Genomic DNA, 26,708 nt, shown 5'->3' with positions numbered 1-26,708 from the left:
AGGATCGCGACCCCTCGAGGATATCGATCCCCGCCTGCTCGGGGATGACGATACATTGTGGGACTGGAGCCAAAGCCCGCCCCTACTTCGCCGTCTTCCCATAGCGCCGGCCCAGAAAATCGAACGCCGGCAGCGCCTCATGCTCCTTCAACCCGAACCACGCCGCATTTTCCCAGTTCGAGCCCTGCCCCCAGCGCGTCCGGCACCGGGTCGAGACCCAGGCCGGCTCCCAATAGACCACGCCGATCCCGCCCGCATCGACCACCGTCTGGGTCAAATCGACAAGATACTTCAGCTGCCCCTGCGGCGTCGCCGGATAGCCCGGCAGCAGCGAATCCGCACCCAGCAGATCGGGTGACGCATCCTCGCCGACCGGGCTGAACGGATACGCCGTCTCGACCACGATCACGTCCGCCTTGTAGCGCGCCCTGGCCGCCGCGATCGTCTCGCCGAGCTGGGCGGGCGTCCGCGTCGACCATTTCCGGTAATAGCTGATCCCGATCACGTCGTAATCGCGCACGCCCGCCGCCGTCGCATCGTCGAACCACTGCGCGATATGTTCGGGCTGGGCGATGTGCAGCATGACGCGCGGATTGATCGTCGCGACCTTGCCCGCGTCGCGCACCGCCTTGATCCCCGCGTTCAGCAACGTCGCGTTGCGCGCCCAGTCGATCTTGTGGTCCTTCAGATTGCCCTTCGGCAGCGGCCCCATCACCTCGGGATTGGTCTCGTTGCCGACCTGGACCACCTCCGGCATCAGCCCGGCCGCATTCAGCTTCCCCAGCACGTCGCGCGTATAGGCATAGAGCGCCTTCGCCTGAGCCGGGGTATCGAGCTTCGCCCACGCCGCGGGAACGATCTGCTTCTCGCCGTCCGCCCAATCGTCCGAATAATGGAAGTCGAGCAGCACCTGCATCCCCGCTGCCTTCGCGCGTCGGATCGTCTTCGTCACATCGGCGAGGTCGCTGTACCTGGTCCACTTCGCGTCGTTCCAGATCCGGACGCGGACAATGTTGCCGCCCTTCGCCTTCATCAGCGCGAACGGATCGACCGGCTTGCCGCCCGCGCGGAAGATCGCGCCGCAATCCTCCATCTCGTTGACGTAGGACAGGTCGGCGCCGAGATAGAGCCCGCTCGCCGGTTTCGCGACGAGCGTGGGTGCAGTCTGCGCAGTGGCCGCAGACGAAAGCAACGCGAGCATCAGGAGAACGCGGCGCATCAGAATTCGAACCCCGCACCGATCAGGAAGCGTCGCCCGAACTTCTCGTAGCGTCCCTGCAACGCGCGATCGCCATAATAGGTCTCGAACGGCTCGTCGGTCAGGTTGTTCGCCTGGAACAGCAGCTTGAGCCCCTCCAGCTTCGATCCCTTGCCGAAATCATAGCTCGTCTGGAAATCCATCACGCCCTCGGGTGCGGTGTAGAGGATGCGGTCGGTATCGCCGAGCTCGGTCGCGTAGCTGCTGCGATAGCGATAGGCGATCCGCGCCTCGAAGCCCGACTTGCTGTAATACAGCGTCGCGTTGCCGACGTGCTTCGACAGCCCCGGCAACTGGATCGTGCCGATCGCATTGTCGTTCTCGTTCACGGTGATGTTGCTGTCGGTATAGCTGTAGTTGAGATACACGCCGAACCCGCTGAGCGCGCCCGGCAGGAAGGTGAACGCCTTCTGGAACAGCACCTCGACACCCTTGATCTCGCCGCCCTGGCCATTGACCGGCTGGCGGAACGTGCCCTCCAGATCGGGGCCGCCAGCGGGGTTGGGCGCGAAGATCGTCGTCAGCTGCGGCACGATATAGGTGCCAAGTTTCTTGTAGAACCCCGACACGGTCAGCGCGCTGTCGCGGTCGAAATACCATTCGACCGTCGCATCGAGCTGCTTCGCGCGGAACGGTTCGAGCAGCGGATTGCCGCCCTGCGCCGACGGTGGCCCCGACGTGTAGATGCTGACGCCCGCGCTCAGATCGTCGAGCGGCGGCCGCGACACCGCCTGACTCGCGCCCAAGCGGAACTGGAGCTTGTCGGTCGCCTTGAAGGTGAGGTTGAGGTTGGGCAGCCAATCGGTGAAGTCATTCGCCACCGACAGCGGCGTGGCGGTGGTGACGACCGACCCGTCGGCCTGCTGGACCTGATCCACCTGCGTGCTGCGCGACAGCGTCTCGGTACGGATCACGCGCAGGCCGAGGTTGCCGGTAAACGGCAGGCCGAACAGGTTGCCGTCGAGATCGACCTGCGCATAGCCCGCATAGGTCTTCTCGCCGACCTTCCAGCTGGCCTGGCGATCGAATTCGGACTCGGTCGGATTGATCGGGCCGAACAGCTGGTTGACCGCCGCGAGAATGTCGATCGACTGCACCGACGGCAGGCCCGCATACGCGCCCGAGAAGCTGTACGGCGCATTGAGCAGGTTGGCGGGAACGGGCGTCCGTGCGGTCGGATCGATGAAGCCGAACTGCGTGCGCTGCGTATAATCCTTCGACCGGTCGGTATAGCGCCCGCCGAACCGGAGCGCGGCAAGCGGCCCCTGCCCGATCTCGCGACGCGCATCGAAGCTGCCGCTCCACAGCTCGTCGTTGATCAGCGGCGCGCCGCCGCCGTTGGTCGGGATCTGGAAATCGGCGATCCGGTTGAGCGTCGGATCGGTCAGGTCGACGTTGACGCCGATCGTCGGCACCTTGCCGGGGCTGGTCAGGAACGAGGTCGTCGCGTTGACGCCGTACGGCTCGGTGCGCAGCGTCAGGAACTGCTGGTCGCGATGCGTGGTCGAATAGCCGACGTCGCCGGTGATCTCCCACCCCTCCGGGCTCCACTTGGCGTTGAGCCCGCCCGCGTAGAGATCGTCCTTGAAGAAGAACAGCTCGTTCACCCCGCGCACCACCTGACCGAAATCGGTGTTCGCGTTGGTCGCGGTGATGCCGGTGACATAGCCGTTCTCGACGGTCGCGCCGGTCAGCGTATTGCCGAACGGCAGGTTCTCCGCGCGCACGCCGCGCTGCGTCTCGTCGAACTTCACGCGGCTGTAGAAAAAGTCACCATTCACCTCGAAGCTGCTGCTCGGCCGCCATTGCAGCGCCGCCAGCGCGCCGTGCCGGATGTCGTCGCCGCCGCGCGACAGGGCCTCGAAGCCGTACGGAATCTGGTCGTTGGTCTTGCCGTCACCGTTCAGGTCGGCAAAGCTGTTGGTGTAGCGGAAGACGTTGGTACGCACCGTCGCGACCGACTGGCGACGGCCCGAATAGCCGACCGCAAGCCCCAGCGTGTTGTCGAAGAACTGCCCGATATACGAGGCGCTGGCGATATAGCCCCAGGGCTTCGAATCCTGCACGTCGCCGGCGAGATCGCTGTAGATCGCGCGCGCGTTCAGCACCACCTTGGTGCCCTTGACGTCGAGCGGACGGATCGTGCGCAGGTCGACCTGCCCGGCGATCGCGCCCTCGACCTGCGCGGCGGTCGGCGACTTGAACACCGAGGCACCGTTGATCAGCTCGGCCGGGAACTGCTCGTAGCGGACGTTGCGGCTGCTCTCGGCCGAGACGATCTCGCGGCCGTTGAGCAACGTGTTGACGAGGTTTGGCCCAAGCCCGCGGATCGATATCTGCGTCCCGTTGCCACGATCGCGATTGGTCGACAGCCCGGGCAGGCGTGCCAGCGATTCGGCGATGCTCGCCTCGGGCAGCTTGCCGATATCCTCCGCCGACAGGACTTCCTGGACGCGGTCGGCATTGCGCTTGCCCGCGATCGCCGAGCGCAGCGACTGGCGATACCCGGTGACGACGATGTCGTCGCCGGTCGCAGCGGGATCGACCGCAGGAGCCTGCGCGGGATCGGCTGCAGCAGGTTCCGCGGCAGGCGTGGTGGCCGCGGCCGCGGGCGCTGCGCTGGTCGATCCACCCTGGCTGGTCTGCGCCATCGCCGCCCCGGCGAGCGACCACATGCTGACCGCCGTCAGCAACACGAACCTGTTACGCATCTTGTCCCCCCATGGATCGGCCCTCGTCGGAGCCGTCTCTCATTTATAAGATATATATGACTTGTTGCGCAATAGGGAGATAGACGGTCGCACTGCGATAGACGGCGGCCATGCACTCTCCCCAGGCACGGCCGCGCAGCGATAGGCGTCGCGTCAGACCGGCGGCATCGCCATGATCCGCAGCGACGCGGATTTCAGCCCCTCGCCCGAGACCGACACCGCGAACGGCCCCGGCCGATCGCCGACGCGGACGATCGCCTGTGCGAGGCCGTGAAACGCGCGACGCTGCGTCGCGACATCGGGCTCCAGGCTGGTTGGATTGCCGTTGCCGACCCCGATCACCGCCGCCCCGCCGCTGGTTTCGAACCGCAGCAGCGTGTCGGCATCGGGCACCGCCCGGCCCCGCGCATCGACGATTTCGGCACGCAGCATGACGACGTCGTTGCCGTCCGCCTTCGCCACGCGCCGGTCGGCGGTCAGCCGCACCGCTGCCGCCTCGCCCGTCGTCTCGCGGATCGCGGTCGCGACCCGCCGCCCGCCGTTGAAGCCCCGTGCCTCGATCCTGCCCGGCGCATAGGGCACCATCCACGCAAGATGCCCGTTGCGCGGCATCGGTTTCCGCCCGAGCGACCGCCCGTTCAGCAACAGCTCGACCGTATCGCAATTGCCGTGCACCCACACCTCGATCGGCTGGCCCTCGCGGCCGAGCCCCACTTTTTCGGGCCAATTCCAGTGCGGCAACAGATGGACCTGCGGCAGCTCGGGCCGCCACCACGCGCGGTAATAATAGAAATTGTCCTTCGGGAAGCCGCACGTGTCGAGCACGCCGAAATAGCTCGAGATGCTCGGAAACTGCGCGAACGGCGTCGGCTCGCCGCGATAGTCGAACCCGGTCCAGATGAACCCGCCGGTGATATACGGCCGCGTCGCCGCAACCGACCACCAGCCTTCCGCGGTCGACGCCCACCACGGATGTTCGGTGTCGTACGCACGGACGACGTGCGCCGCCGCGTCGTTTCCATACGCACCCCGCGTGCTCACGGTGCTGCCGGTTTCCGTCCCCATCGTCGGTTTGTCGGGAAAACGCTGGTGGAACGCCTCGATCTTGTCGGTGCGATAGTTGAAGCCGATCACGTCGACGACCTTCGCCGCACCGGCATCCCAACTGTTATCGAACGCAAACGTCGTCGGCCGGGTAGGGTCGAGTTTGCGCACCGCCGCCTGCATTTCGCCCGTGATGCGCGCGCCCTTGGCCGAGCCCTGTTGCGGCTCCTCGTTGCCGAGCGACCACGCGATCACGCTCGGGCGGTTGCGGTCGCGGCGGACGATCCGGTCGAGCTGCGCCATCGCCTCGTCGTCGCTGCTGTTCAGCCGCGCCTCGACGATCATCATCATGCCGGTCGCGTCGCACACGTCGAGCAGCGCGGAGGCGGGCGGATTGTGCGCGCTGCGCCACGCGTTCGAGCCCATCTCCTGCAACTGCGCGACCCGCCACGCGTGCAGCGCATCGGGAATGCCGGTGCCGACACCCGCATGATCCTGATGATTGCAGCTGCCGAGCAATTTCACCGGCTTGCCGTTGAGCAGGAAGCCGCGCTGCCCGTCGAAATGGATCGTGCGGATGCCGAAGCGCGTCTCGTAGCGATCGACGACCCGCCCGCCGATCACGACCTCCGCCTGGACCGTGTAGAGCTTGGGCGTCTCGACCGACCACAGCATGGGCGTCGCGACGCGCGCTTGCTGATCGAGCGTCCGCCGTTCTCCAGCGGGCAAGGTGAACGCCGCGTCCGGCAATGGCGCGACCGCACGGCCGCTCGGACCGACGATGCGCTGGCGCAACACGCCCTCGACCGCAGCCTCGCCGCTGTTGACGATCTCGGTCGCGGTCGACACCTGCGCGCCGTCCGCCTGCACCTCGGCGCGCACCACCGTTCCCCATTGCGGCACATGCACGGGGTCGGCGCGGACCAGCTCGACATGGCGGTAAATCCCCGCGCCCTCGTAGAACCAGCCCTCGCCCAGCGTCGCGTCGACGCGGACGGTCACGACATTCTTGCCGCCCTCGTAATCGAGGAAATCGTCGATCTCGACGCGGAACGGCGCATAACCGCTCTCGTTGCGCCCGACGATGTGGCCATTCACGAACACCAGGCAATCGCGGAACACGCCGTCGAATTCGAGCCATAGCCGGCGCCCGCGATCCGCCGCAGTGACCGCGATCGGGCACCGGTACCAGCCGATGCTGTTGGCGGGAAAATTGCGGCCGATCGCCTTGAAGCCGTGCGCCGCGACCGCATCCTCGGTCTCTTTCGATGGCGGCGTGGCGGGCGGCGCGAACGGCAGCGCGACCGCCCAGTCGTGCGGCACGCGCACCTGTTGCCACGCACCGTCATCGAATGCGGGCAGCGCCGCATCGGCGGTCGCCGCGCCCGCCTTGGCGAAGGTCCGCTGGTTGCGTCCGAACCCGAAATCGCGCTCGAGATCCGCCGCATGGCCGAGGTGGAAGCGCCAGACGTCCAGCCGCTCGACAGACCTCGGCGAGCGCGGCACCGGAACCTGGGCGTCAGGGCCCGCCAAGGCGGTGGCCGCGGCTGGTGTGGCGGCAACGGTCAGCGCGAGCGCGCTCTGGCCGAGCACCGCACGGCGGGTTAATTCTGACAAGACATCTCTCCCGGTTTATTTATAAGATAAACCACCGCGATCGATTGTGCGAGCAGGATTTGCGGCGGCCGGGGACGGGCGGGATCGTCTTTGGCCAACGTAGCGGGTAGGGCGACGCGATGATGTTCGCGGATCAGATCGACGACCTTGCAAACCTCGCTGCAGCGGATCGCCGTCGAGCGCTCTCCCCCCGCCGCGGCATCGATTTCGCCTCGAACGACTATCTCGGGCTGGCAGGGTCGGAGCGGTTGCGCGGCGCGATGATCGACGCTTTGGGCCGCGGCGTCGCGGTCGGGTCCGGCGGATCGCGGCTGCTGCGCGGCAATGCGCCGGAACACGAGGCGCTGGAAGCGCAGGCGGCGCGGTTGTTCCGGACCGAGGCGGCGTTGTTCTTCGCGAGCGGGTACGCGGCCAATACGATCCTGTTCGCGACCCTGCCCCAGCGCGGCGATCTGATCGTCCACGATGCACTGATCCACGCCAGCGCGCATGAGGGAATGCGCCTCACTCGCGCGACCTGTGTCGGCGCGGCGCATAACGATGCCGACGCGTTCGAGGACGCGATCGCCGGCTGGCGCAAGGCCGGCGGCACCGGCCGCGTGTGGATCGCGGTCGAGAGCCTCTACAGCATGGACGGCGACCAGGCCCCGCTCGTCGCGCTGGCCGAAATCGCCGACCGCCACGACGCGATCCTGCTGATCGACGAGGCGCATGCGACCGGCGTGTTCGGCCCGGACGGACGCGGCCTCGCCCACGCGCTCGACGGTCGCGAGAACGTCATCACCTTGCGGACCTGCGGCAAGGCGGTCGGCTGCGAAGGCGCGCTGTTGTGCGGGCCCGCAGTCATGCGCGAATTCATCGTCAATCGCGGCCGCGGCTTCATCTTCTCGACCGCGCCATCGCCGCTGATGGCGCTCGCCGTGAGCGAAGCGCTGCGCATCATCGTCGACGAACCGGCGCGGCGAGACCAGCTCTGGGCGCTGATCGCGGTCGCCGAGCGCGTGCTCGCGCCTTATAACGTCATGGCGACCGGGTCGCAGATCCTGCCGCTGGTGCTCGGCGATGCAGCGCGGACGATGCGCATCGCCGGCGCGATCCAGGCCGCCGGGTTCGACGTCCGCGGCATCCGCCCGCCGACCGTCCCCGAGGGCGGCTCGCGGTTGCGGATTTCGCTGACGCGCAACGTGACGGCGGACGATATCGAGGCTTTGGGCAAGATCATGGAAGAGACGCTGCGATGACGGGGGCAATGACGGGTGCAATGACGATCGTGGTAACCGGCACCGACACCGACATCGGCAAGACGGTCTTCGCCGCCGCGCTGACCGCCGCACTCGGCGCGCGCTACTGGAAACCGGTGCAGGCCGGGCTCGCGGACGGCAGCGACGCGGCGTCGGTCGCGTCGCTCGGCGTGCCCGCAGACCGAGTCCTCCCCGAAGCATACCGCCTCACCACACCCTGCTCGCCGCATCTCGCCGCGGAGATCGACGGCGTCACGATCGATCCCGACCGGCTCGCGCTGCCCGAGATCGGCGGCCCGCTGGTGGTCGAGGGCGCCGGCGGCGTGATGGTCCCCGTCACCCGCGAGCTGCTGTTCGCCGATCTGTTCGCGCGCTGGGGCAAACCGGTCGTGCTCGTCGCGCGCACCGGGCTCGGCACGATCAACCACAGCCTCTTGTCGATCGAGGCGTTGCGCGCGCGCGGCGTGCCGATCCTCGGCATCGCCTTCGTCGGCGACCCGGTCGAGGACAGCGAGGCGATCGTCGCGACGCTCGGCAAGGTCCGCCGCCTCGGCCGCCTGCCCCGCCTCGAGCCCTTGGGCGCGACCACGCTCTCGCAAGCGTTTGCCGCAAACTTCGATCTGGCGGCGTTTCGATGAATCCCGTCTGGCACCCGTTCACGCAGCACGGCCTCGGCGAGCCGATCCCGCTCGTCACGCATGCCGACGGCGCCGCACTCTACACGTCGGACGGTCGGCGGATCGTCGATGCGATCTCGTCCTGGTGGGTCACCACACACGGCCACGCCAACCCGAGGATCATGGCCGCGATCGCCGAACAGGCGGGCAAGCTCGACCAGATCATCTTCGCCGGCTGGACGCATCAACCCGCCGAAGACCTCGCGCGCGGGCTGACCGCGATCATGCCGCCAGCGCTGACCCGCGTGTTTTTCTCGGATTCGGGCTCGACCAGCGTCGAGGTCGCGCTGAAGATGGCGCTCGGCTACTGGCTCGACCGGGGCGAAGACCGCACCCGCATCCTCGTGCTCGAACACAGCTATCACGGCGACACGATCGGCGCGATGTCGGTCGGCGCGCGCGGCGTCTTCAACCGCGCCTACGCCCCGCTGCTGTTCGACGTCGACACGATCCCCTTCCCCGCCGCCGGGCGCGAACAGGCGACGCTCGACGCGCTGGAACGCGCCTGTGCCCAGCACCCGGCCGCGTTCATCGTCGAGCCATTGCTGCTCGGCGCGGGCGGGATGCACATCTATCCCGCGCCCATCCTCGCCGAGATGCGACTGATCTGCGCGCATCACGACGTCCTGTTCATCGCCGACGAGGTGATGACCGGCTGGGGCCGCACCGGCAGTTTGCTCGCCTGCGACCAGGCCGGCGTCGTGCCCGATATCCTCTGCCTGTCAAAGGGCCTGACCGGCGGCGCGATCCCGCTCGCGGTGACGATGGCGACCGAGCCGATCTACCAGGCGCATTACGGCACCGATCGCGCGCGCATGTTCTTCCACTCGTCGAGCTATACCGCCAACCCGATCGCCTGCGCCGCCGCCAACGCGAACCTCGCCATCTGGCGCGACGAGCCGGTGCGCGAGCGGATCGCCGACCTCGCGATCCGCCAGCGGACGCGGCTGGATGCGCTCGCGAGCCATCCCCGCATCACCAACGCGCGTGCGCTCGGGACCATCACCGCGGTCGAACTGGAGGGCGAGGACGGCTATCTATCGCAGATCGGGCCGCGCCTGCTCGCCTTCTTCCGCGACCGCGACCTGCTGCTGCGCCCGCTCGGCAACACCGTGTACGTCATGCCGCCTTACTGCATCGACGACGCCGATCTCGACCGGATCTACGCCGCGATCGGCGAAGCCTGCGACGCGCTCGGACACCAAGCCTGACCTTATTTGCTGCACCGCAGCAACAAATGATGTAGGCACGACGTTGAGATATGATCGCTGCACCCGCACCATGTGACGTGGCGCGTGATGAGGAACCCGATCTTTGCGCAACATCGCCGATACCATCGCCCGCATGGCGCGCGCCGGAGCGCCCGCAGCCGGGCATCGCGGGCCCAGCCGCCTGACCGCGCTGACCGAGTTCGGGACCAACCCCGGCGCGCTGCTCGGCCATGCGTATGTGCCGCAGGATCTTCCCGCAAGCGCGCCGCTGGTGGTCGTCCTGCACGGCTGCACGCAGACCGCGGCGGGCTATGATCACGGCTCGGGCTGGTCGCGGCTCGCCGACCGCGCCGGCTTCGCGCTGCTGTTCCCCGAGCAGACGCGCGCGAACAATCCCAACCTCTGCTTCAACTGGTTCGCGTCGGAGGATACCGCGCGGGCCGGCGGCGAGGCCGCGTCGATCGCGCAGATGACCGAGACGATGATCGCCCGCCACGCGCTCGATCCGCAGCGCGTCTACGTCACCGGGCTGTCGGCCGGCGGCGCGATGACGGTGGCCATGCTCGCGACCCGCCCGGACCTGTTCGCGGGCGGCGCGGTGATCGGCGGCCTCGCCTACGGCACCGCGACCGGCGTGTCGCAGGCGCTCGACCGGATGCGCGGCCACGGCGATAGCAGCGACCGCACGCTGGTCGAGGCGGTGCACAGCGGATCGCGCGGGCACGAGGGTCGCTGGCCGACTTTGGCGATCTGGCACGGCGCGGCGGATGCGACCGTCAGCGTATCGAACGCCGACACGATCGGCCGCCAGTGGCGCGCACTGCACGGCGTCTCGGCGGACTCGGTCCGCGAGGAGCGCACCGCTAAGGCGACGCACCGCAGTTGGTCGAACGCCGACGGCCGCATCGTGGTCGAGGAGTGGATCGTCGCGGGGATGGGCCACGGCACGCCGATCGATCCCTCGGGTGGCGAACGGATCGGCGTCGCGGGACCGTTCATGCTCGACGCCGGCGTGTCGAGCACGACGACGATCGCGCAATCCTGGGGCCTGATCGCGACGCGCAGGACACAGGCCAACCCAGCTCCGCAACGCGCCGCCAAGATCGCCATCCCGGTCCGCACCGCCGCCAAGGCCAAGCCGAGCGCACCGGCCAGCGTACAAAGCATCATCGAAACCGCGCTCCGCGCTGCCGGGTTGATGCGCTAGGAGAAGCATGGGCTATGGGCCCGGTTTGGCGTGCGCCAGCTCCCACCCGTCATCCTGACGAAAGTCAGGACCCAGAGCCAAACAGGACACCGGTCGTTACCCTGGGTCCTGACTTTCGTCAGGATGACGGAGTTGGTTGGAAAGCATCGCAAGATCGTCCCAGCGCCTTCGCTCCATACCGATCCTCGCCTGCCGGGGGGAGGATAGACGGGAGTAATCGACTTGGCCCGAAACCCGGCTAAAGCCAGCACATGACGTCCACCCCCCGCCCCTGGCGCACCGAATTCGCCGCCACGTTGCGGCTCGGCTGGCCACTCGTCGCGACCAACCTCGCACAAGCGCTGGTCGGTACCACCGACGTCGCGATGCTCGGGCGGCTCGGGTCCGATACGCTGGCCGCCGCGACTCTCGGACTCAATCTCTATCTCGCCTTCCTGATCTTCGGCATGGGCCTGACCACCGCCGCCGTGCCGATGATCGCGCGCGAACGCGGCGCGCGGCCGCATGCGGTGCGCGATATCCGCCGCACCGTGCGCCAGGCGATCTGGGTCGCAGCCACGCTGTGCATTCCGTCCTGGATCGTGCTGTGGAATGCCGAGCCGATCCTCGTTCACCTGCTCGATCAGGATCCGGTACTGGCGCACGAGGCCGCGCGGTTCGTTCGCGCGGTGATGTGGGGGATGTTCCCCAGCCTCGCCTTCCTCGTGCTGCGCGCGTTCGTCGCCGCGCTGGAGAAACCCGCCTGGTCGCTGGTGGTGATGACCGGGCTGCTGGTGGTCAACGCCGCGCTCAACTGGCTGCTGATCTTCGGTCATGCCGGCCTGCCCGCGCTGGGCCTGCAAGGCTCGGGCATGGCGAGCAGCATCGCCAACACGCTGAGCTTCGCGGCGATGGCGATCGTCGTGATGCGCGTCGCGCCGTTCCGCCGCTATAGTCTGCTCGGCCGGTTCTGGCGGAGCGACTGGCCGCGGTACCGGGGGGTATGGAAACTCGGCCTGCCGATCGCGATCACGCTGGGGTTCGAATCCACCGTGTTCATCGCCGCGGTGTTCCTGATGGGGCTGCTCGGCACCGTCCCGCTCGCCGCGCACGCGATCGCGATCCAGATCGCCAGCGTCACCTTCATGGTCCCGCTCGGCATCGCGCAAGCCGCCACCGTCCGCGTCGGTCTCGCCTCAGGCCGCGGCGACCGTGCCGGGATCGGCCGCGCCGGCTGGACGGCGTTCGCGATCGGCGAGGGCTTCATGGTGCTGACCGCCGCATTGCTCGTGCTCGCCCCGCAACTCATGATCGGCATCATCCTCGACGTCGATGCGCCCGCCAATGCGCCGGTCGTCGCGCTGGCGATCTCGCTGCTTGCGGTGGCGGCGGTGTTCCAGGTGGTCGATGGCGCACAGGTGATCGGCGCGGGCATGTTACGCGGGCTCGGCGACACCAAGGTCCCAATGATCTTCGCGGCGGTCGGCTATTGGGGGATCGGCATCGGCGTCGGCGCATGGCTGGCGTTCGCCCGCGGCTGGGGCGGCGTCGGGATCTGGACCGGACTTGCGACCGGATTGGCCGTAGTAGCGGTGCTGATGATACTCCGATGGCGTGCCCGCGAGCGGCTGGGCCTCGGCTGACGCTCGACTCGACCCATTTCGGATAAAGTATTGCGCCCGTTACGCGTTTCCGTGTGTTAACCTGTATTATACTACCGGAGACTAACATGGCCGACCCAGACCGCATCGTCGCGATCGGATTGCTGACGCAGCGCGACGTCTTCGCGCTCGGCCATGACCTGTCCCGGGTCTATGCGATCAACGAGACGCCGTGCTTCGGCATGCTGCTCGGCGCGATCGACGACGCCGACCGCGCCTTCCAGCGCGCGCACGACGCCAAGCAATTGCTTGCAATCTCCGCAAACCACGGCGCACCATCACGGCTGTAGCGGCGTTCGAGTTCCGCTGACCCCGGAGATCGCCCATGACCGCCTTGCCCACCGAACTCATCCTGCTCGGCTGGTCGACGGTCCTGCTGTTCACCTACATCATGATCCAGGGCCAGACCGCGACGCGCGACCGTGGGCTCGACTGGAACGCTGGCCCGCGTGACGGCGAGCAGAAACCGCTCGGCGAGATGGCGGGCCGCGCTGAACGCGCGCTCAAGAATTTCCAGGAAACCTACCCGGTCTTCATCGCACTCGCGCTCGGGTTGGCTGTCACCGATCGCACCGGCGGGCTCGGTGCGATCGGCGCCTGGCTCTGGTTCAGCGCGCGGATCGCCTACATCCCGCTCTACCTGTTCGGCATCAAATATGTCCGTAGCCTGTGCTGGATGGCGTCGATCCTAGGCCTGCTGCTGATGCTGATCCGGTTCCTCTGACGCTCAGTCTCGTAACGTGCGAATGATCGCCGAGAAGTCGAGGCTACCCTGCCCAGCCTCGGCGAACGCCTCGTAACGCTCGGCGGCCTTCGCCCCCATCGGCGTATCCGCGCCGACGTCCTTCGCGGCCGCCACCGCGAGCCGCAAATCCTTCAGCATCAGCGCCGCCGCAAACCCGCCCTGGTAGTCGTGGTCAGCGGGCGTATCGGGACCAATGCCCGGCAGCGGCGCGTACGTCGTCATCGACCAGCTCTGCCCCGAAGACACGCTGGCGATATCGTAGAACGCCTGCGCGTCGAGCCCGAGCTTCTCCGCCAGCACGAACGCCTCGCAGGTCGCGATCATCGTCGCGCCGAGAATCATGTTGTTGCAGATCTTCGCCGCCTGCCCCGCGCCGTTCGCGCCGGCGTGGATGACCGCCTTGCCCATGTCGGCGAGGATCGCTCGCGCCCGGTCGAACGCCTCGGCCGAGCCGCCGACCATGAAGGTCAGGGTGCCCGCATTGGCCGCGCCGATCCCGCCCGATACCGGCGCGTCGACCGCGACGAGGCCCTTGGCCTGCGCGGCCTCGGCGACCTGCTTGGCGGTCGCGACGTCGATCGTCGAACAGTCGATCAGGATCGTGGAGGGCGATGCGACGCCGAACAGCGTGTCGTACACCTCGGCGACATGCTTGCCCGCAGGCAGCATCGTCACGATCGCCTCGGCGCCGTCTGCGGCTTCGGCAGCGGACGCGACGGGGAGGCACCCGGCGGTTTCCGCCTTGTCCAAAGCGTCGGCGCTGAGATCGAATGCGCGGACGTCGTGGCCCTTCTTGGCGAGATTCGCCGCCATCCCGCCGCCCATGTTGCCGAGCCCGATGAATCCGATCCGTGCCATGTTCTCTCTCCTAATCTTGCTCCCCTCCCGCTTGCGGGAGGGGTTGGTGGAGGGGCGTGCCTCACAGACCGGACGCCGGTACGTACGTCGCGCCCTCCCCTAGCCCCTCCCGCAAGCGGGAGGGGAATTCGGTTCATTTCCCCGTCCAGGTCCCGGCGCGCTTCTCGACGAACGCTGCCATGCCCTCGCTCTGGTCCGCGGTCCCGAACAGCCCGTGGAACAGCCGCCGCTCGAACTGCACGCCCATCGCCAGCCCCGTCTCGAACGCCGCGTTAACCATTTCCTTGTTCGCCAGCACCGCCAGCGGCGCCATTGCGGCGATCGTCGCGGCGGTCTTCACCGCCTCCTCGATCAGGTCATCGGCCGGCACGATCCGCGAAACGAGTCCAGCACGCTCGGCTTCCTCGGCGCCCATCATCCGCCCGGTCAGGCACATTTCCATCGCCTTCGCCTTGCCAACCGCGCGCGTGAGCCGCTGCGATCCGCCCATCCCAGGCGACACCGCGAGCTTGATCTCCGGCTGCCCGAACTTCGCGGTATCGGCGGCGAGGATGAAGTCGCACATCATCGCCAGCTCGCACCCGCCGCCGAGCGCAAAGCCCGCCACCGCGGCAATCACGGGTTTGCGCGTCCGCGTGAAATTCTCCCACCCGGCGAAGAAGTTGCTCGCGTACATATCCGCGAATCCTTGCGACTGCATCTCCTTGATGTCCGCCCCCGCCGCGAAAGCCTTGGCGCTACCGGTCAGCACCGCGCACCCCTGCGACGCATCCGCATCGAACGCGGCAAACGCGCCGATCAGATCCGCCAGCACCTGCGAATTGAGCGCGTTCAGCGCCTGCGGCCGGTTGAGCGTGACAAGCGTGACGCCACCGCGCTGCTCGACGAGGATCGTTTCGTATTCGGCCATTCCAAACCCTTCCAATTTCGTCACCCCAGCGAAAGTTGGGGTCTCATCATTACCGCGAGACCCCAGCGTTCGCTGGGGTGACGTGCTTTCCGTTATTCAGCCTGGCGTCCAAGCCTCGCTCTCCGGCAGCGGCGCGAAGATCTGGTCGATCACGTGATCGGTCACAGCCTCGGGCGTCGCCGGATCCCAGCGCGGCGCATTGTCCTTGTCGACGATCACCGCGCGCACGCCCTCGATGAAGTCATGCCGCTGCACGACATGCGCGCCGACCGCATATTCCTGGCGCATCTCGTCCGCGAAACTCGCCATCCCCGCGCCCTCGTGGAGCAGCCGCAACGACACCTTCATCGTCTGCGGCGACTTGGTCTTCAGCGTCGCGAGCGTCTGGGTCGCCCACTCGCCACCATCGGCGTCGAGCGCAGCATAGATATCCTCCAGCACGTCCGACGCGAACAACCGGTCTATGTCGTCCTTGCGCGCGAGGATCTTCGCCTCGGGAGCCGCCGTCGCCAACGCGTCCAGCACGCCAGCGATCTCCCGCGGCGTCGCGGCGATCCGCGCCTTGGCGGTATCAAGCGTATCGCTAGTCAGGAAATGCGTCGCCAGCCCCAGCGCGAGACACTCCGCGCCATCCAGCCGGTGCCCGGTCAGCGCCAGATACTGCCCGATCCTCCCGGGCAGCCGCGACAGATACCAGCCGCCGCCAACGTCGGGGAACAACCCGATCCCAGTCTCCGGCATGGCGAATTTCGTATTCTCCGTGGCGACGCGAAACCGGCACGGCAGCGCGAGACCAACCCCGCCGCCCATCGTGATCCCGTCCATGAACGCGACGATCGGCTTGGCATAGGTGAATAGCCGGTGGTTCATCCGGTACTCGGCATGAAAAAACGCCCGAGCCTCGACGCCATCTGTGTCCCCCGAGGCCGCAAGCATCCGGATATCCCCGCCAGCGCAGAACCCACGCCCCTCGGCATGATCGACGACGATCGCCTCGACCGCCGCATCGCCCCGCCAAGTCTCCAGCGTTTCAAGTACGCCCTCGCACATGCCAAGATTGAGCGCGTGAAGGGCTTTCGGACGGTTCAGCCGAATCCGGCCGACAGGCCCTTCACTCTCGACGATCAGATCATCGGTCACGCGTTCACCTCCCGAACACCATCTCCGCGCCTCTGCGCCTCTGCGCGAACAATATTCTTTTTCGCGCAGAGGCGCAGAGGCGCGGAGCAGAAGAAAGACTGGTAGCTGCGCAGACTCACTGCCGCGTCAGCTCGCGACCGACGATCATCCGCATCACCTGGTTCGTCCCCTCGAGGATCGAATGCACGCGCAGATCGCGCCAGAAGCGTTCGATCGGATAGTCCTGCAGATACCCGTACCCGCCATGCAGCTGCAACGCGCGATCCACCACCGAAGACCCCGTATCGGTCGCCAGCCGCTTCGCCATCGCCGCGAACTTGGTCTTGTCGGGCGCGTTCGCCGTCACCTTGGCGGCCGCGATGTAGAGCAACGCCCGCGCCGCCTCCAATTCCGTCGCCATGTCCGCCAGCATGAACTGCGTGTTCTGGAAATCCGCGATCACCTTCCCGAACTGCTTCCGATCCTTGGTATACGCGATCGCCTCGTCGAGGCACCGCTGTGCCCCCCCGAGCGAACACGCGCCGATGTTCAACCGCCCGCCATCGAGCCCCATCATCGCGATCCGGAACCCCTCGCCCTCGCCGCCCACCATGTTCGCCGCCGGCACGCGGACGCCGTCGAAGATCACCTGTCGCGTCGGCTGCGAGTGCCAACCGAGCTTCTTCTCGTTCGCGCCGAACGACACGCCCGGCATGTCCTTCTCGATCACCAGGCACGAGATGCCCTTCGGCCCGTCCTCCCCGGTACGGACCATCGTCACGTACACCTCGTTCTCGCCCGCACCCGAGATGAACTGCTTCGAGCCCGTCACGATCCAGTCGTCGCCGTCTCGCACTGCCCGCGTCTTGAGCGCCGCCGCGTCGGAGCCCGACCCCGGCTCGGTCAGGCAATAGCTCGCCAGCCGGTCCATCGTCACCAGATCGGGGAGGTACTTGTCCTTCACCGCCGCCGACCCGAACCGGTCGATCATCCACGCCGCCATGTTATGAATGCTGATGAACGCGCTCGTCGATGGGCACCCGTAGGACATCGCCTCCATGATCAGCGCCGCTTCCAGCCGACCCAGCGCGATCCCGCCGCTCTCCTCGCTGACATAGATCGCCGCGAAGCCGAGCTCGGCCGCCGCCTTGATCGTCTCGCGCGGAAAGATGTGCTTCTCGTCCCACTCGGCCGCATGCGGCGTGATCCGGTCGGCGGTGAACCGGCGCGCGAGCTCCTGGATCTCGCGCTGGTCGTCGGTGAGGTCGAACTGGTTGGTCATAGGTCTCTCTTCCGTCATGCTGGGCTCGACCCAGCATCCAGAGCCAGGAACGCCGAAACTGGTGGCTCTGGATCCTGACTTTCGTCAGGATGACGACTTGGGGGAATGATATGGCTAGGCAACCGGCGGTCTATATCATGGCGAGCTGGCGCAACGGAACGCTCTACATCGGCGTAACGTCCGACCTGATGGCGCGGATCGTTCAGCACCGCGAAAGCGCATTCGATGGCTTCACAAAGCGATACGGCGTGAACCAACTGGTGTGGTTCGCGATGGCCGACACGATGGAAGCGGCGATCACCCGCGAGAAGCAGCTGAAGGTCTGGAAGCGCTCGTGGAAGATCGAACTAATCGAAACGGATAACCCGACGTGGCGCGACCTGGCAGAGGATTGGGGCTTCGAACCCTTACCCAACCACCGCCCGTCATCCTGACGAAAGTCAGGATCCAGAGCCACAGGCGTAGCGCCTCGTAACTCTGGATCCTGGATCAAGTCCAGGATGACGAGATGGGACAGCACCCCGCTCACCCCATCGTCGGGATGACGAACGCGTCGTTGTTGCGAGCCGGCCCACCGTCCTCCGCCATCGCAGGCAGCGCAGACCCGTCCGGCCAGCGCTGCGTGATCGTCTTGACCTTGGTCCAGAACTTCACGCCCTCCATCCCGTGCTGGTTCGTGTCCCCGAATGCCGAGCGCTTCCACCCACCGAAGGTATGATACGCGACCGGCACCGGGATCGGCACGTTGATCCCCACCATCCCGACGTTCACCCGCGCCGCGAACTCGCGCGCCGCGTGCCCGTTGCGGGTGAAGATCGCGACGCCGTTGCCGTATTGATGCTCGCTCGGCAGACGCACCGCCTCCTCGAAATCGGCGGCGCGGACGATCTGGAGCACCGGACCAAAGATCTCCTCCTTGTACGCCGACATCTCGGTGGTGACGTGATCGAACAGCGACGGCCCGATGAAGAAGCCCTTTTCGTGCCCCTGCAACGCAAACCCACGCCCGTCGACGACCAGTTCCGCGCCCTCGTCGACGCCGGTCTGGATCCAGTTTTCGATCCGGGTGCGATGCGCCGCATTCACCACCGGGCCGTAATGCGCGTCGTTGTCGGTCGACACACCGACCCGCAAAGCCGCGATTGCCGGGATCAGCTTCTCGCGCAGCGCGATGGCGGTCTTCTCGCCGACCGGCACCACCACCGGCAGCGCCATGCAGCGCTCGCCCGCGCTCCCGAACGCCGCGCCTGACAAGTCTGCCACGACCTGGTCGAGGTCCGCGTCGGGCATGACGATGCCGTGGTTCTTCGCGCCGCCCATCGCCTGGACGCGCTTGCCCGCCTCGACGCCGCGGCGGTACACGTAATGCGCGATATCGGACGATCCGACGAAGCTCACCGCCGCGATCGCCGGATGATCGAGGATCGCGTCGACCATTTCCTTGTCGCCATGGACGACCTGGAAAATGCCCTCGGGCAGCCCCGCGTCGACGAACAGCTCGCCGAGCCGCACCGGCACCGACGGATCACGCTCGCTGGGCTTGAGAATGAACGCGTTGCCCGTGGCGATCGCGACGCCCGACATCCACAGCGGGATCATCGCCGGGAAGTTAAACGGCGTGATCCCCGCACCGATGCCCAATGGCTGGCGCATCGAATACACATCGATCCCCGGCCCGGCGCCCTGCGTATATTCCCCCTTGAGGATGTGCGGGATACCGCAACAGAACTCGATCACCTCGAGCCCGCGCTGGATATCACCCTTCGAATCCGCGATCACCTTGCCGTGCTCGGACGAGAGCAGGCGCGCCAGCTCGTCCATGTTCGCTTCGACGAGCCGCTTGAACTCGAACATGACGCGGGCACGGCGCTGCGGGTTGGTCGCCGCCCAGCCCGGCTGCGCCTTCTGCGCGGCAGCGACCGCCACATCCAGGTCCTTCGCGCCCGACAGCCGGACCCGCGCCTGCACCTCGCCCGAATTCGGGTCGAACACGTCGCCGAAGCGCTCGGCCGTGCTGGCCGCACCGCTCACGAAATTCTCGATGGTCCGCATGGCATCCTCTTCTAGTTGTCGGCATCGTCGGCCATAAGCGTTTCGCAGCCAAGTGGGGCTGTTTGCAGATTCGCTCTGCAAATATGCAGCATAAGGTCAGGCGTTCATGGATTGGGACGACGTCCGGTATTTCCTTGCTCTGGCGCGTACGCACCGCCTCGGGCCCGCCGCAAAACTACTCGGGCAGGACGCGACGACGGTCTCGCGGCGTCTGCAACGGCTTGAGCGGCGACTCCAGACGACGTTGTTCGAACAGACCGTGGCGGGATACGCGCTGACCGAGCGCGGCGCGGCGCTGTTGGAACACGCTGAGACGATGGAGGCGTCCGCGCTCGGCATACAGGAAGTCGTCGGTAATGATGCAGGCGTGCTCGCCGGCCCGATCCGGCTGAGCGTGTCCGAAGGATTCGGCAGTCGCATCCTCGCGCCGCGCCTGGCGTCGTTCACCAATCAGCATCCGCGGATCGCCGTCGACCTGATCGCGTCGACCGGCTTCCTCAACCCGTCGCGGCGAGAGGCCGACATCGCGGTGATGCTCGCCCGGCCGAAAAGCGGGCCGCTGGTCGCACGCAAGCTCACCGACTATCACCTCGGGCTCTACGCGCATCCCGACCACCTCGCTCGGACCGGACCGATCGCGACGACCGCGGACCTGATGCGGCATCGCCTGATCGGCTATGTCCCGGACATGATCTACGCGCCCGAACTCCGCTATCTGGCGGAGATCGACGGGCGGCTCGATGCGTCGATCCGCAGTTCGAGCATCGTCGCGCAGGCCGAACTCATCGCCGCGGGGGCGGGGTGCGGGATATTGCCCTGCTTCATCGGCGATCAGATGCCGGGGCTAGCGCGCGTGCTGCCCGACACGATCGACATCGCGCGGTCTTTCTGGCTCGTCGTCCACCGCGACGTCCGCCGGATCGCGCGGATCGACCGGTTCATCGCCTGGCTCGACGCGACGATCGGCGAGCTCAAACCGCTGATGCTGGGCGAGACCTTCCGGTCGTTTGCCGCGCCGGAGTGAGCCAAGTATAGCGCGCCGCGGCGGCATTCGGTCCGTCCGGAGCAACAGCGTGACCCCGACCCTCTACCACAAGATGATCGACTGGATCGGCGATGGCACCGGGCTGCCCGACACGATCCTCCACATCCATGCCGGGATGCTGTTGCTGATGATCGCGCGCCTGATCACGCGGCGGTCGTTCGGCACGTTCATCCCGTGGTGGGTGGTCGTCGCGGGCGAGGCCTTCAACGAGATCATGGACCGCATGACGTTCGGATCGTGGCGATGGGAGGACACCTCGCTGGATATCCTCAACACGCTACTGTGGCCGACGGTGATCTGTGTCGGCGTGCGGCTGCGGCCAATGATCGGGAAGCGCCGGCGATAACGCGCGCCATCCCCCGACCGTCATGCTGACGCGCCCCGTCACCCTGACGAAAGTCAGGGCCCAGGGTTACGGGCGTCGTCGCTTGTCGCTCTGGGTCCTGACTTTCGTCAGGATGACGGTGGGGAGATGACGGGCATTCACCCCAGCGCGATATACCGTTGCAGGTGATAATCCTCGTCGCCCAACTGGTGGTCGATCATCACCAAGCGCTTGGCATAGTGCGACACCGCGTATTCCCAGGTCATGCCGATCCCGCCGTGCAGCTGGATCGACTCTTCTGCGACCAAGGCCCCAGTCCGCCCGATCGTGTATTTCGCCGCCGCCAGCGCCCGCGCGCGCGCCTTCGCGTCGTCGCCGTCGAATGCCGAGGCTGCGTTGATCACCGCCGACTGTGCCTGCTCGATCTCGAGCAGCACCGTCGCCATGCGGTGCTGGAGCGCCTGGAACTTGCCGATCGGCACGCCGAACTGCTTCCGGTCGCGGAGATAGCCGAGCGTCGCCTCCTTGACGAAATCCATCGCCCCGACCGCCTCCGCCGACAGCGCCAGCAACCCGGCTCCAACCGCCGCATCGACGATCGCCTGCCCCTGTCCTTCGCCGCCGACGCGCGCATCCGCGCCCAGCGTGGCGTTCTCGAACGTCACGTCCCCGGCCGCACCACCCTCGACGACGTTGAAGCTGCGCACCGACACCCCAGCCGTATCCGCCGGCACGAGCAACACCAGCGGGTCGCCGTCCTGCTCGACGGTCACGACGAACACCGACGCTGCGCCCGCCTGCGGAACGACTGCCTTCGTCCCGCTAAGCGCCCAACCGTCGCCGCTCTTCGTCGCGGTCACCGGCGTCGCGCCATCTTCATGCGCGAACGCGGCGATCGTCTCGCCGGACACGATCCCGGCAAGCGTTTCGTCATGCCCGCCAGCCTTGGCCAGCGCACGCCCCGCCATCAGCGCGCCCAGGAACGGCTCGACCACCAGCTCGCGGCCGAGCGCCTCGAACACCACCATGATGTCGAACCCGCTACCGCCAAACCCGCCCGCCGCCTCGTCGAACAACGCCGACACGATGCCGAGTTCGGTCAACTGCGTCCAGACCGCCGGGTCGTACCCCGCCTCGCTATACGCCCCTGCATTACGCGTATCGATCGGATAGCCGTCGCGCAGCGCGCGGACGAGCGTGTCGGCGAGCATGCGGCGGTCGTCGGTGTGTTCGAAGTTCATGTGATCAGAGACCCAGGATGGCTTTGGAGATGATGTTCTTCTGGATCTCGTTCGACCCGCCGAAGATCGACAGCTTGCGGTTGTTGAAATAGCTAGGCGCCGCCATCGCCGCGTCCTCCGGCCCGACATCCTCGCCGTTCCATCCGGCCTCCAGAGCCTCGGGTATGTACGGCGCCGCGTACGAGCCGTACGCACGGCGGGTCAGCGAGGTGATCTCCTGGCGGATCTCGGTGCCCTTGATCTTGAGCATCGAACTTTCCGCGCCCGGCGCACCACCACCCGCGACCGCCGCGAGCACGCGGAGATTGGTCGTCTGCATGTTCGCCAGATCGATCTCGACCCGTGCCATCCGCGCCGCGAACAGCGGATCGTCCGCCAAGGCCCGTCCACCCTTCTTCTGCATCTGCGCGACTTCCTTCAGCCGCTCGAACGACGCGATCGAGAAGCCGACACCGGCGATGTTGGTGCGCTCATAGGTCAGCAGATACTTGGCATAGGTCCAGCCCTGGTTCTCCTCCCCGACGAGGTTGGCGACCGGCACCTCGACGTCGGTGAAGAACACTTCGTTCACCTCCTGCTCGCCGTCGATCAACGTGATCGGCCGGATCTCGATGCCGGGCGACTTCATGTCGATCAGCAGGAACGAGATACCCTCCTGCTTCTTCGCCGCCGGGTCGGTGCGGACGAGGCAGAAGATCATGTCGGCATGCTGGCCGAGCGTCGTCCACGTCTTCTGGCCGTTGACGACATAGACGTCGCCCTTACGGACGGCTGTGGTCTTGAGGCCCGCGAGATCGGACCCCGCGCCCGGCTCGGAATACCCCTGGCACCACCAGTCGGAGCCATCGAGAATCCGCGGCAACCACTGCTTCTTCTGCTCCTCGGAGCCGTATTTGATCAGCACCGGCCCGAGCATGTTGACGCCGAACGGCACGACGCGAGGGGCGTGCGCGAGCGCGGACTCATTGTCGAAGATGAAGCGCTGGATCACGCTCCAGCCCGGACCGCCCCATTGCTCGGGCCAGTGGTTCGCCAGCCAGCCGCGTTCGTTGAGAATGGCGTGCCATTCCTCCATGTCCGATTTGCGCAGGCGCTTGCCTTCGCGGACCAGCGTCGAGAGACGCGCGGGGAGTTTGTCGCGGAAGAACGCGCGGACTTCGTCGCGGAACGATTCTTCCTCGGGCGTGAAGCTGAGATCCATGGCCATGTGCTCCTGATGATGGAGCCCATGTGCCACAGTCGATCGAAGAATTGAAGGACCGGTATGGCCGAAATCGGAGAAAATGCCGCAGTGAGCGACGCAGGTTAATCCACGCGGTATCGTGCGCGTTCCCAATCCTCCCCCGCCAGGGGGAGGTGGCACCGAAGGTGACGGAGGGGGAGGATACGCAGCAGGCGTTTCGCTTGCCTCCCCCTCCGTCTGGCAAGCGCCAGCCACCTCCCCCTCGCGGGGGAGGATCAATAGGGTATCAGAACCGGTAGCTGATCCACCCCGCGAGGAAGTCGGAGTTCTTGTACCCCGCATTGGTCAACGCCGGCCCGGCGATCAGATGCTCGTAGCGCCCGAGCAGCGACAGCCGCGTGGTGATCGGATAGGTCGCCTGGAACCGGATGGTATCGGCGATCTTGCGCCCGCCGACATTCTGCGTGCCGGCAAACGCGGTGCCGTTGGCGCGGTACACCGCATCGCTCGTCGAATCGCGCCACGACAGCTGGTACTCCGCCGTCACGCGCAGCTTCTTGAACGCGCTGAAGGTGAAGTTCGGCGCCACAGCGACGAAATTGGTCGGCGTCGCGAACAGCTGATAGCTGTAGTAAATGTTGTTGCCGAACGGCGCGAGCGAGGTGCGCAGCGTGCCCTTGCCGTACGCACCACCACCGCTCGCATAATCTGCATGGAATCCGATGCGGGGCGCGCTTTTGCTCTCGCCGAGGCTATAGGTCTGCGCCATCAGCAACAGCCACGCCTTGATCGCGCGGCCATCGTAATCGCCGCCCTGATAGTTGATCGTCCAGTCTAGATTGACCGGCCCGGCATCGCCCCAGATGTGGAGGCCGTAGAACTTGCGCACCTCGCGCGCGGTATCGGTGCCCCACACCGCCGCCCGGTTGCGCAGGCGCCAGAGAAACGGATCCACGTACAGCTTCGACCCGCCGAACAGCGACTCCGGCAGGACGATCCCGGTCGAGATGCCCGAGAACCGCCGCGCGCTCTCGGCATCGTCGTCACTGGTGCCGCCGGTGCCGTAAGCGGTCGGCTTGAAATCGAACACATCGGCGCGGACGCCGGCGGTGCGCGCCCACGCGCGGAAGCCGTTGAAGCCGAAATAGAGCGTGTTGTTGTCACGCGGCACGACCAGCAGATTAGGCCCGTCGGCAAAGGTCTGGCGGCCATAACGCACGCCCAGATCGACATTGGCGACCGTCCCGGTCACGTCGACGAACGCCTGTTGCACCGCCAGCTTGTTGCGCAGGTTCGGCAGCACCGTTCCCAGATTCTCACCCTCGAGCGTGCCGTGTGCAAGCTCGCCGTACAGCCGAAAATGCTCGCCGAGATGCAGGTCGGCGCCGCCGAACAGCCGCAGGATATCCTGCCGCTGCGCCTGCGCATCGCGTAGGTTGGGGTTGGTGGTCTCGTTGACACGCAACCGCGCCTCGCCCGACAGCGTCAGATAGACGTCGCCGTCCGCCGCGATCGGGATGAACTTCAGCTGGTCGACGATGTCCTTGCGCTTCTTCGAGTCGCGCAACTTCGACCAGTCCTCCGCCCAGCGCGACTGGTTGTACCCGCCCGACGTCACCCCGTCGCCGATCGCGGCATTGGGATAGGCCTCCGAGATCGGCGACGCTTCCGCCGTGCTGGACAGTTCCTTCGCGCCGACTCTCGCCTGGGTCGATGGCGCATCACTGGCAGGGGTCGGGCTGGCAGGGGTCGGCGCGGTCTGCGCCGAGGCTAGGGTCGAGAGCGCGGACGCGGCAAAGCCGGCCGCATACCGCAAGCGGCGCATCGTGGTCGGGGTCATGGCAGAATTCCGGTACTGGCGGGTGGGGACAGGTACGCCGTCCCCACCGGCATCAATGGGCAGTCGCGACGTCGGCGGGGATCGCGGCAGGAATCGTCGGCGGGACCAGTTCGGGCAGCTTGCCCGACAGCGCCGCGTCGAGCTTCTCGCGGTCGAGCGCATTCTCCCAGCGCGCGACGACGATCGTCGCGACCGCGTTGCCGATGAAATTGGTCAGGCTGCGGCACTCGCTCATGAAGCGATCGACGCCGAGGATCAGCGCCATGCCCGCGATCGGCACCGTAGGCACGATCGACAGCGTCGCGGCCAGGGTTATGAAGCCCGCGCCGGTAACGCCCGCCGCACCCTTCGACGAGATCATCGCGACCGCCAGCAACAGCAATTCCTGACCGAGCGTCAGATGCGTGTTGGTCGCCTGCGCGATGAACAGCGCCGCCAGCGTCATGTAGATGTTGGTACCGTCGAGGTTGAACGAATAGCCGGTCGGCACGACCAGCCCGACCACCGACTTCTCGCAGCCCGCAGCCTCCATCTTCAGGATGAGGTTCGGCAGCGCGGCTTCCGACGACGAGGTGCCCAGGACCAGCAGCAGTTCGGCCTTCAGATACTTGATCAGCTTGAAGATCGAGAAGCCGGTCAGCCGCGCGACCGTGCCGAGGATGACGACCACGAACAGCGCCGCGGTCAGATAGAAGGTCGCGACCAGCGCGCCGAGATTGGCGAGGCTGCCGATCCCGTATTTGCCGATCGTGAAGGCGATCGCGCCGAATGCACCCAGCGGCGCTGCGCGCATGAGAATGCCGACCAGCTTGAAGACGATCAGGCTGAGGCGCTCGAGGAAGTTCAGCACCGGCTTGGCAGGCTCGCCGACCAGGCTCAGCGAGATACCGAACAGGATCGCGATCAGCAGGATCTGGAGGATGTTGCCATCGGTGAACGCGCTGACCATCGTGTCCGGGATGATGCTCATCAGGAACCCGGTGATCGTCGTCTCGTGCGCCTTGTGCGAATATTCCGCGATCGACGCGGCATCGAGCGATCCGACATCGACGTTCATGCCCGCGCCCGGCTGGATCACGTTGGCGACGATCAGGCCGACGATCAGCGCCAGCGTCGAGAAGAACAGGAAGTACGCGAACGCCTTGCCCGCGACCCGGCCGACCGAGCCCAATTCCTTCATGCCGGCGATGCCGGTGACGAGCGTCAGGAAGATCACCGGCGCGATGATCATCTTCACCAGCTTGATGAACGCATCGCCCAACGGCTTCAGCGCCGCGCCATAGGCCGGATAGAAATGCCCGAGCGCCGCGCCAAGCGCGATCGCCACCAGCACTTGCAGATACAACTGGCCGGACCAGCGCTTGCGCGCGGGCGTTTCCGCCGTCGCATATGTCTGGGATGGAATGGTCAACATCGTCTCCTGAAGCCTCGCCCCCTATCATGGGACGTTGTGTGCGACGGTAATGCCGGGCCGAACCCGGGACTACAAGAGTGCGACGGCA

22 protein-coding genes are annotated in these 26,708 nt (G+C 66.7%); 10 read left to right on the top strand and 12 right to left on the bottom strand.

Annotated elements, in window-relative coordinates:
• Window positions 1-82: 82 nt before the first annotated feature.
• From ACLBWL_RS13470 to galA, 3 genes are all read right to left on the bottom strand, one after another.
• Complete coding sequence (locus ACLBWL_RS13470; protein ID WP_447793846.1) at window positions 83-1,219, bottom strand: glycoside hydrolase family 53 protein; 1,137 nt, start codon at window positions 1,217-1,219, stop codon at window positions 83-85.
• The gene (locus tag ACLBWL_RS13465) at window positions 1,219-3,969 is read right to left on the bottom strand and encodes a TonB-dependent receptor (RefSeq protein ID WP_447793844.1); all 2,751 of its coding nucleotides are present in this window, start codon (window positions 3,967-3,969) and stop codon (window positions 1,219-1,221) included. The genes ACLBWL_RS13470 and ACLBWL_RS13465 overlap by 1 nt, the downstream gene beginning before the upstream one ends.
• A 153-nt stretch (window positions 3,970-4,122) precedes the next feature.
• The gene (gene galA, locus ACLBWL_RS13460) at window positions 4,123-6,630 is read right to left on the bottom strand and encodes a beta-galactosidase GalA (protein ID WP_447793843.1); all 2,508 of its coding nucleotides are present in this window, start codon (window positions 6,628-6,630) and stop codon (window positions 4,123-4,125) included.
• Window positions 6,631-6,749: 119 nt separating this feature from the next.
• On the opposite strand from galA, the gene ACLBWL_RS13455 reads away from it, so the two are divergent.
• The 7 genes from ACLBWL_RS13455 to ACLBWL_RS13425 all read left to right on the top strand — a co-directional run bounded on the left by ACLBWL_RS13455 (window position 6,750) and on the right by ACLBWL_RS13425 (window position 13,330).
• Window positions 6,750-7,871 carry an 8-amino-7-oxononanoate synthase gene (locus tag ACLBWL_RS13455; RefSeq protein ID WP_447793841.1) on the top strand — a complete coding sequence of 374 codons (1,122 nt, stop codon included), beginning with the start codon at window positions 6,750-6,752 and terminating at the stop codon, window positions 7,869-7,871.
• 20 nt (window positions 7,872-7,891) lie between these two features.
• Complete coding sequence (gene bioD, locus ACLBWL_RS13450) at window positions 7,892-8,509, top strand: dethiobiotin synthase (RefSeq protein ID WP_447793839.1); 618 nt, start codon at window positions 7,892-7,894, stop codon at window positions 8,507-8,509.
• Window positions 8,506-9,759 (top strand): adenosylmethionine--8-amino-7-oxononanoate transaminase, encoded by a 1,254-nt coding sequence (locus tag ACLBWL_RS13445; protein ID WP_447793837.1) that lies wholly within the window; start codon window positions 8,506-8,508, stop codon window positions 9,757-9,759. The genes bioD and ACLBWL_RS13445 overlap by 4 nt, the downstream gene beginning before the upstream one ends.
• 103 nt (window positions 9,760-9,862) lie before the next feature.
• Complete coding sequence (locus ACLBWL_RS13440; protein WP_447793835.1) at window positions 9,863-10,966, top strand: extracellular catalytic domain type 1 short-chain-length polyhydroxyalkanoate depolymerase; 1,104 nt, start codon at window positions 9,863-9,865, stop codon at window positions 10,964-10,966.
• Between the two features lie 251 nt (window positions 10,967-11,217).
• The gene (locus ACLBWL_RS13435) at window positions 11,218-12,588 is read left to right on the top strand and encodes an MATE family efflux transporter (RefSeq protein WP_447793833.1); all 1,371 of its coding nucleotides are present in this window, start codon (window positions 11,218-11,220) and stop codon (window positions 12,586-12,588) included.
• A gap of 86 nt (window positions 12,589-12,674) precedes the next feature.
• Window positions 12,675-12,896 (top strand): hypothetical protein, encoded by a 222-nt coding sequence (locus tag ACLBWL_RS13430; protein ID WP_447793832.1) that lies wholly within the window; start codon window positions 12,675-12,677, stop codon window positions 12,894-12,896.
• Window positions 12,897-12,931: 35 nt separating this feature from the next.
• Window positions 12,932-13,330 (top strand): MAPEG family protein, encoded by a 399-nt coding sequence (locus tag ACLBWL_RS13425; RefSeq protein ID WP_447793830.1) that lies wholly within the window; start codon window positions 12,932-12,934, stop codon window positions 13,328-13,330.
• 3 nt (window positions 13,331-13,333) lie between these two features.
• Here ACLBWL_RS13425 and mmsB read toward each other — a convergent pair whose 3' ends face one another.
• The 4 genes from mmsB to ACLBWL_RS13405 all read right to left on the bottom strand — a co-directional run bounded on the left by mmsB (window position 13,334) and on the right by ACLBWL_RS13405 (window position 17,520).
• A complete protein-coding gene (mmsB, locus tag ACLBWL_RS13420) occupies window positions 13,334-14,224 on the bottom strand; it encodes a 3-hydroxyisobutyrate dehydrogenase (RefSeq protein ID WP_447794402.1) in 891 nt (296 codons plus the stop codon).
• 118 nt (window positions 14,225-14,342) lie between these two features.
• Entirely contained in the window at window positions 14,343-15,119 is a 777-nt protein-coding gene (locus ACLBWL_RS13415) for an enoyl-CoA hydratase (RefSeq protein ID WP_447793828.1), read from the bottom strand.
• A 96-nt stretch (window positions 15,120-15,215) separates the two neighbouring features.
• On the bottom strand, window positions 15,216-16,259 hold the full coding sequence (locus tag ACLBWL_RS13410; protein WP_447793826.1) for an enoyl-CoA hydratase/isomerase family protein: 1,044 nt from the start codon (window positions 16,257-16,259) through the stop codon (window positions 15,216-15,218).
• A 115-nt stretch (window positions 16,260-16,374) separates the two neighbouring features.
• Window positions 16,375-17,520 carry an acyl-CoA dehydrogenase family protein gene (locus ACLBWL_RS13405; RefSeq protein WP_447793824.1) on the bottom strand — a complete coding sequence of 382 codons (1,146 nt, stop codon included), beginning with the start codon at window positions 17,518-17,520 and terminating at the stop codon, window positions 16,375-16,377.
• Window positions 17,521-17,630: 110 nt separating this feature from the next.
• Here ACLBWL_RS13405 and ACLBWL_RS13400 point away from each other — a divergent pair, with 110 nt between their 5' ends.
• Window positions 17,631-17,954 (top strand): GIY-YIG nuclease family protein, encoded by a 324-nt coding sequence (locus tag ACLBWL_RS13400; RefSeq protein WP_447793822.1) that lies wholly within the window; start codon window positions 17,631-17,633, stop codon window positions 17,952-17,954.
• 91 nt (window positions 17,955-18,045) lie between these two features.
• Here the strand turns inward: ACLBWL_RS13400 and ACLBWL_RS13395 are convergent, their stop codons facing one another.
• On the bottom strand, window positions 18,046-19,572 hold the full coding sequence (locus tag ACLBWL_RS13395) for a CoA-acylating methylmalonate-semialdehyde dehydrogenase (RefSeq protein ID WP_447793820.1): 1,527 nt from the start codon (window positions 19,570-19,572) through the stop codon (window positions 18,046-18,048).
• 106 nt (window positions 19,573-19,678) lie between these two features.
• Between ACLBWL_RS13395 and ACLBWL_RS13390 the strand changes: the two genes are divergently transcribed.
• Window positions 19,679-20,596, top strand: a complete 918-nt coding sequence (locus ACLBWL_RS13390; RefSeq protein WP_447793818.1) for a LysR family transcriptional regulator — start codon at window positions 19,679-19,681, stop codon at window positions 20,594-20,596.
• Window positions 20,597-20,645: 49 nt separating this feature from the next.
• Window positions 20,646-20,963, top strand: coding sequence for a hypothetical protein (locus ACLBWL_RS13385; protein WP_447793816.1), 318 nt, complete (start codon window positions 20,646-20,648; stop codon window positions 20,961-20,963).
• 137 nt (window positions 20,964-21,100) lie between these two features.
• Here ACLBWL_RS13385 and ACLBWL_RS13380 read toward each other — a convergent pair whose 3' ends face one another.
• From ACLBWL_RS13380 to ACLBWL_RS13365, 4 genes are all read right to left on the bottom strand, one after another.
• On the bottom strand, window positions 21,101-22,183 hold the full coding sequence (locus tag ACLBWL_RS13380; protein ID WP_447793815.1) for an acyl-CoA dehydrogenase family protein: 1,083 nt from the start codon (window positions 22,181-22,183) through the stop codon (window positions 21,101-21,103).
• Between the two features lie 4 nt (window positions 22,184-22,187).
• Window positions 22,188-23,384, bottom strand: a complete 1,197-nt coding sequence (locus ACLBWL_RS13375; protein ID WP_447794400.1) for an acyl-CoA dehydrogenase family protein — start codon at window positions 23,382-23,384, stop codon at window positions 22,188-22,190.
• A gap of 268 nt (window positions 23,385-23,652) precedes the next feature.
• Window positions 23,653-25,206 (bottom strand): alginate export family protein, encoded by a 1,554-nt coding sequence (locus ACLBWL_RS13370; protein ID WP_447793813.1) that lies wholly within the window; start codon window positions 25,204-25,206, stop codon window positions 23,653-23,655.
• A gap of 52 nt (window positions 25,207-25,258) precedes the next feature.
• Complete coding sequence (locus tag ACLBWL_RS13365) at window positions 25,259-26,620, bottom strand: dicarboxylate/amino acid:cation symporter (RefSeq protein WP_447793812.1); 1,362 nt, start codon at window positions 26,618-26,620, stop codon at window positions 25,259-25,261.
• Window positions 26,621-26,708: the final 88 nt, after the last annotated feature.

The sequence above is a fragment of the Sphingomonas sp. M1A8_2b genome (genome assembly GCF_053345535.1).
The sequence above is the reverse complement of the archived record's forward strand: the minus strand, read 5'-3'. Positions and strand labels throughout refer to the sequence as shown.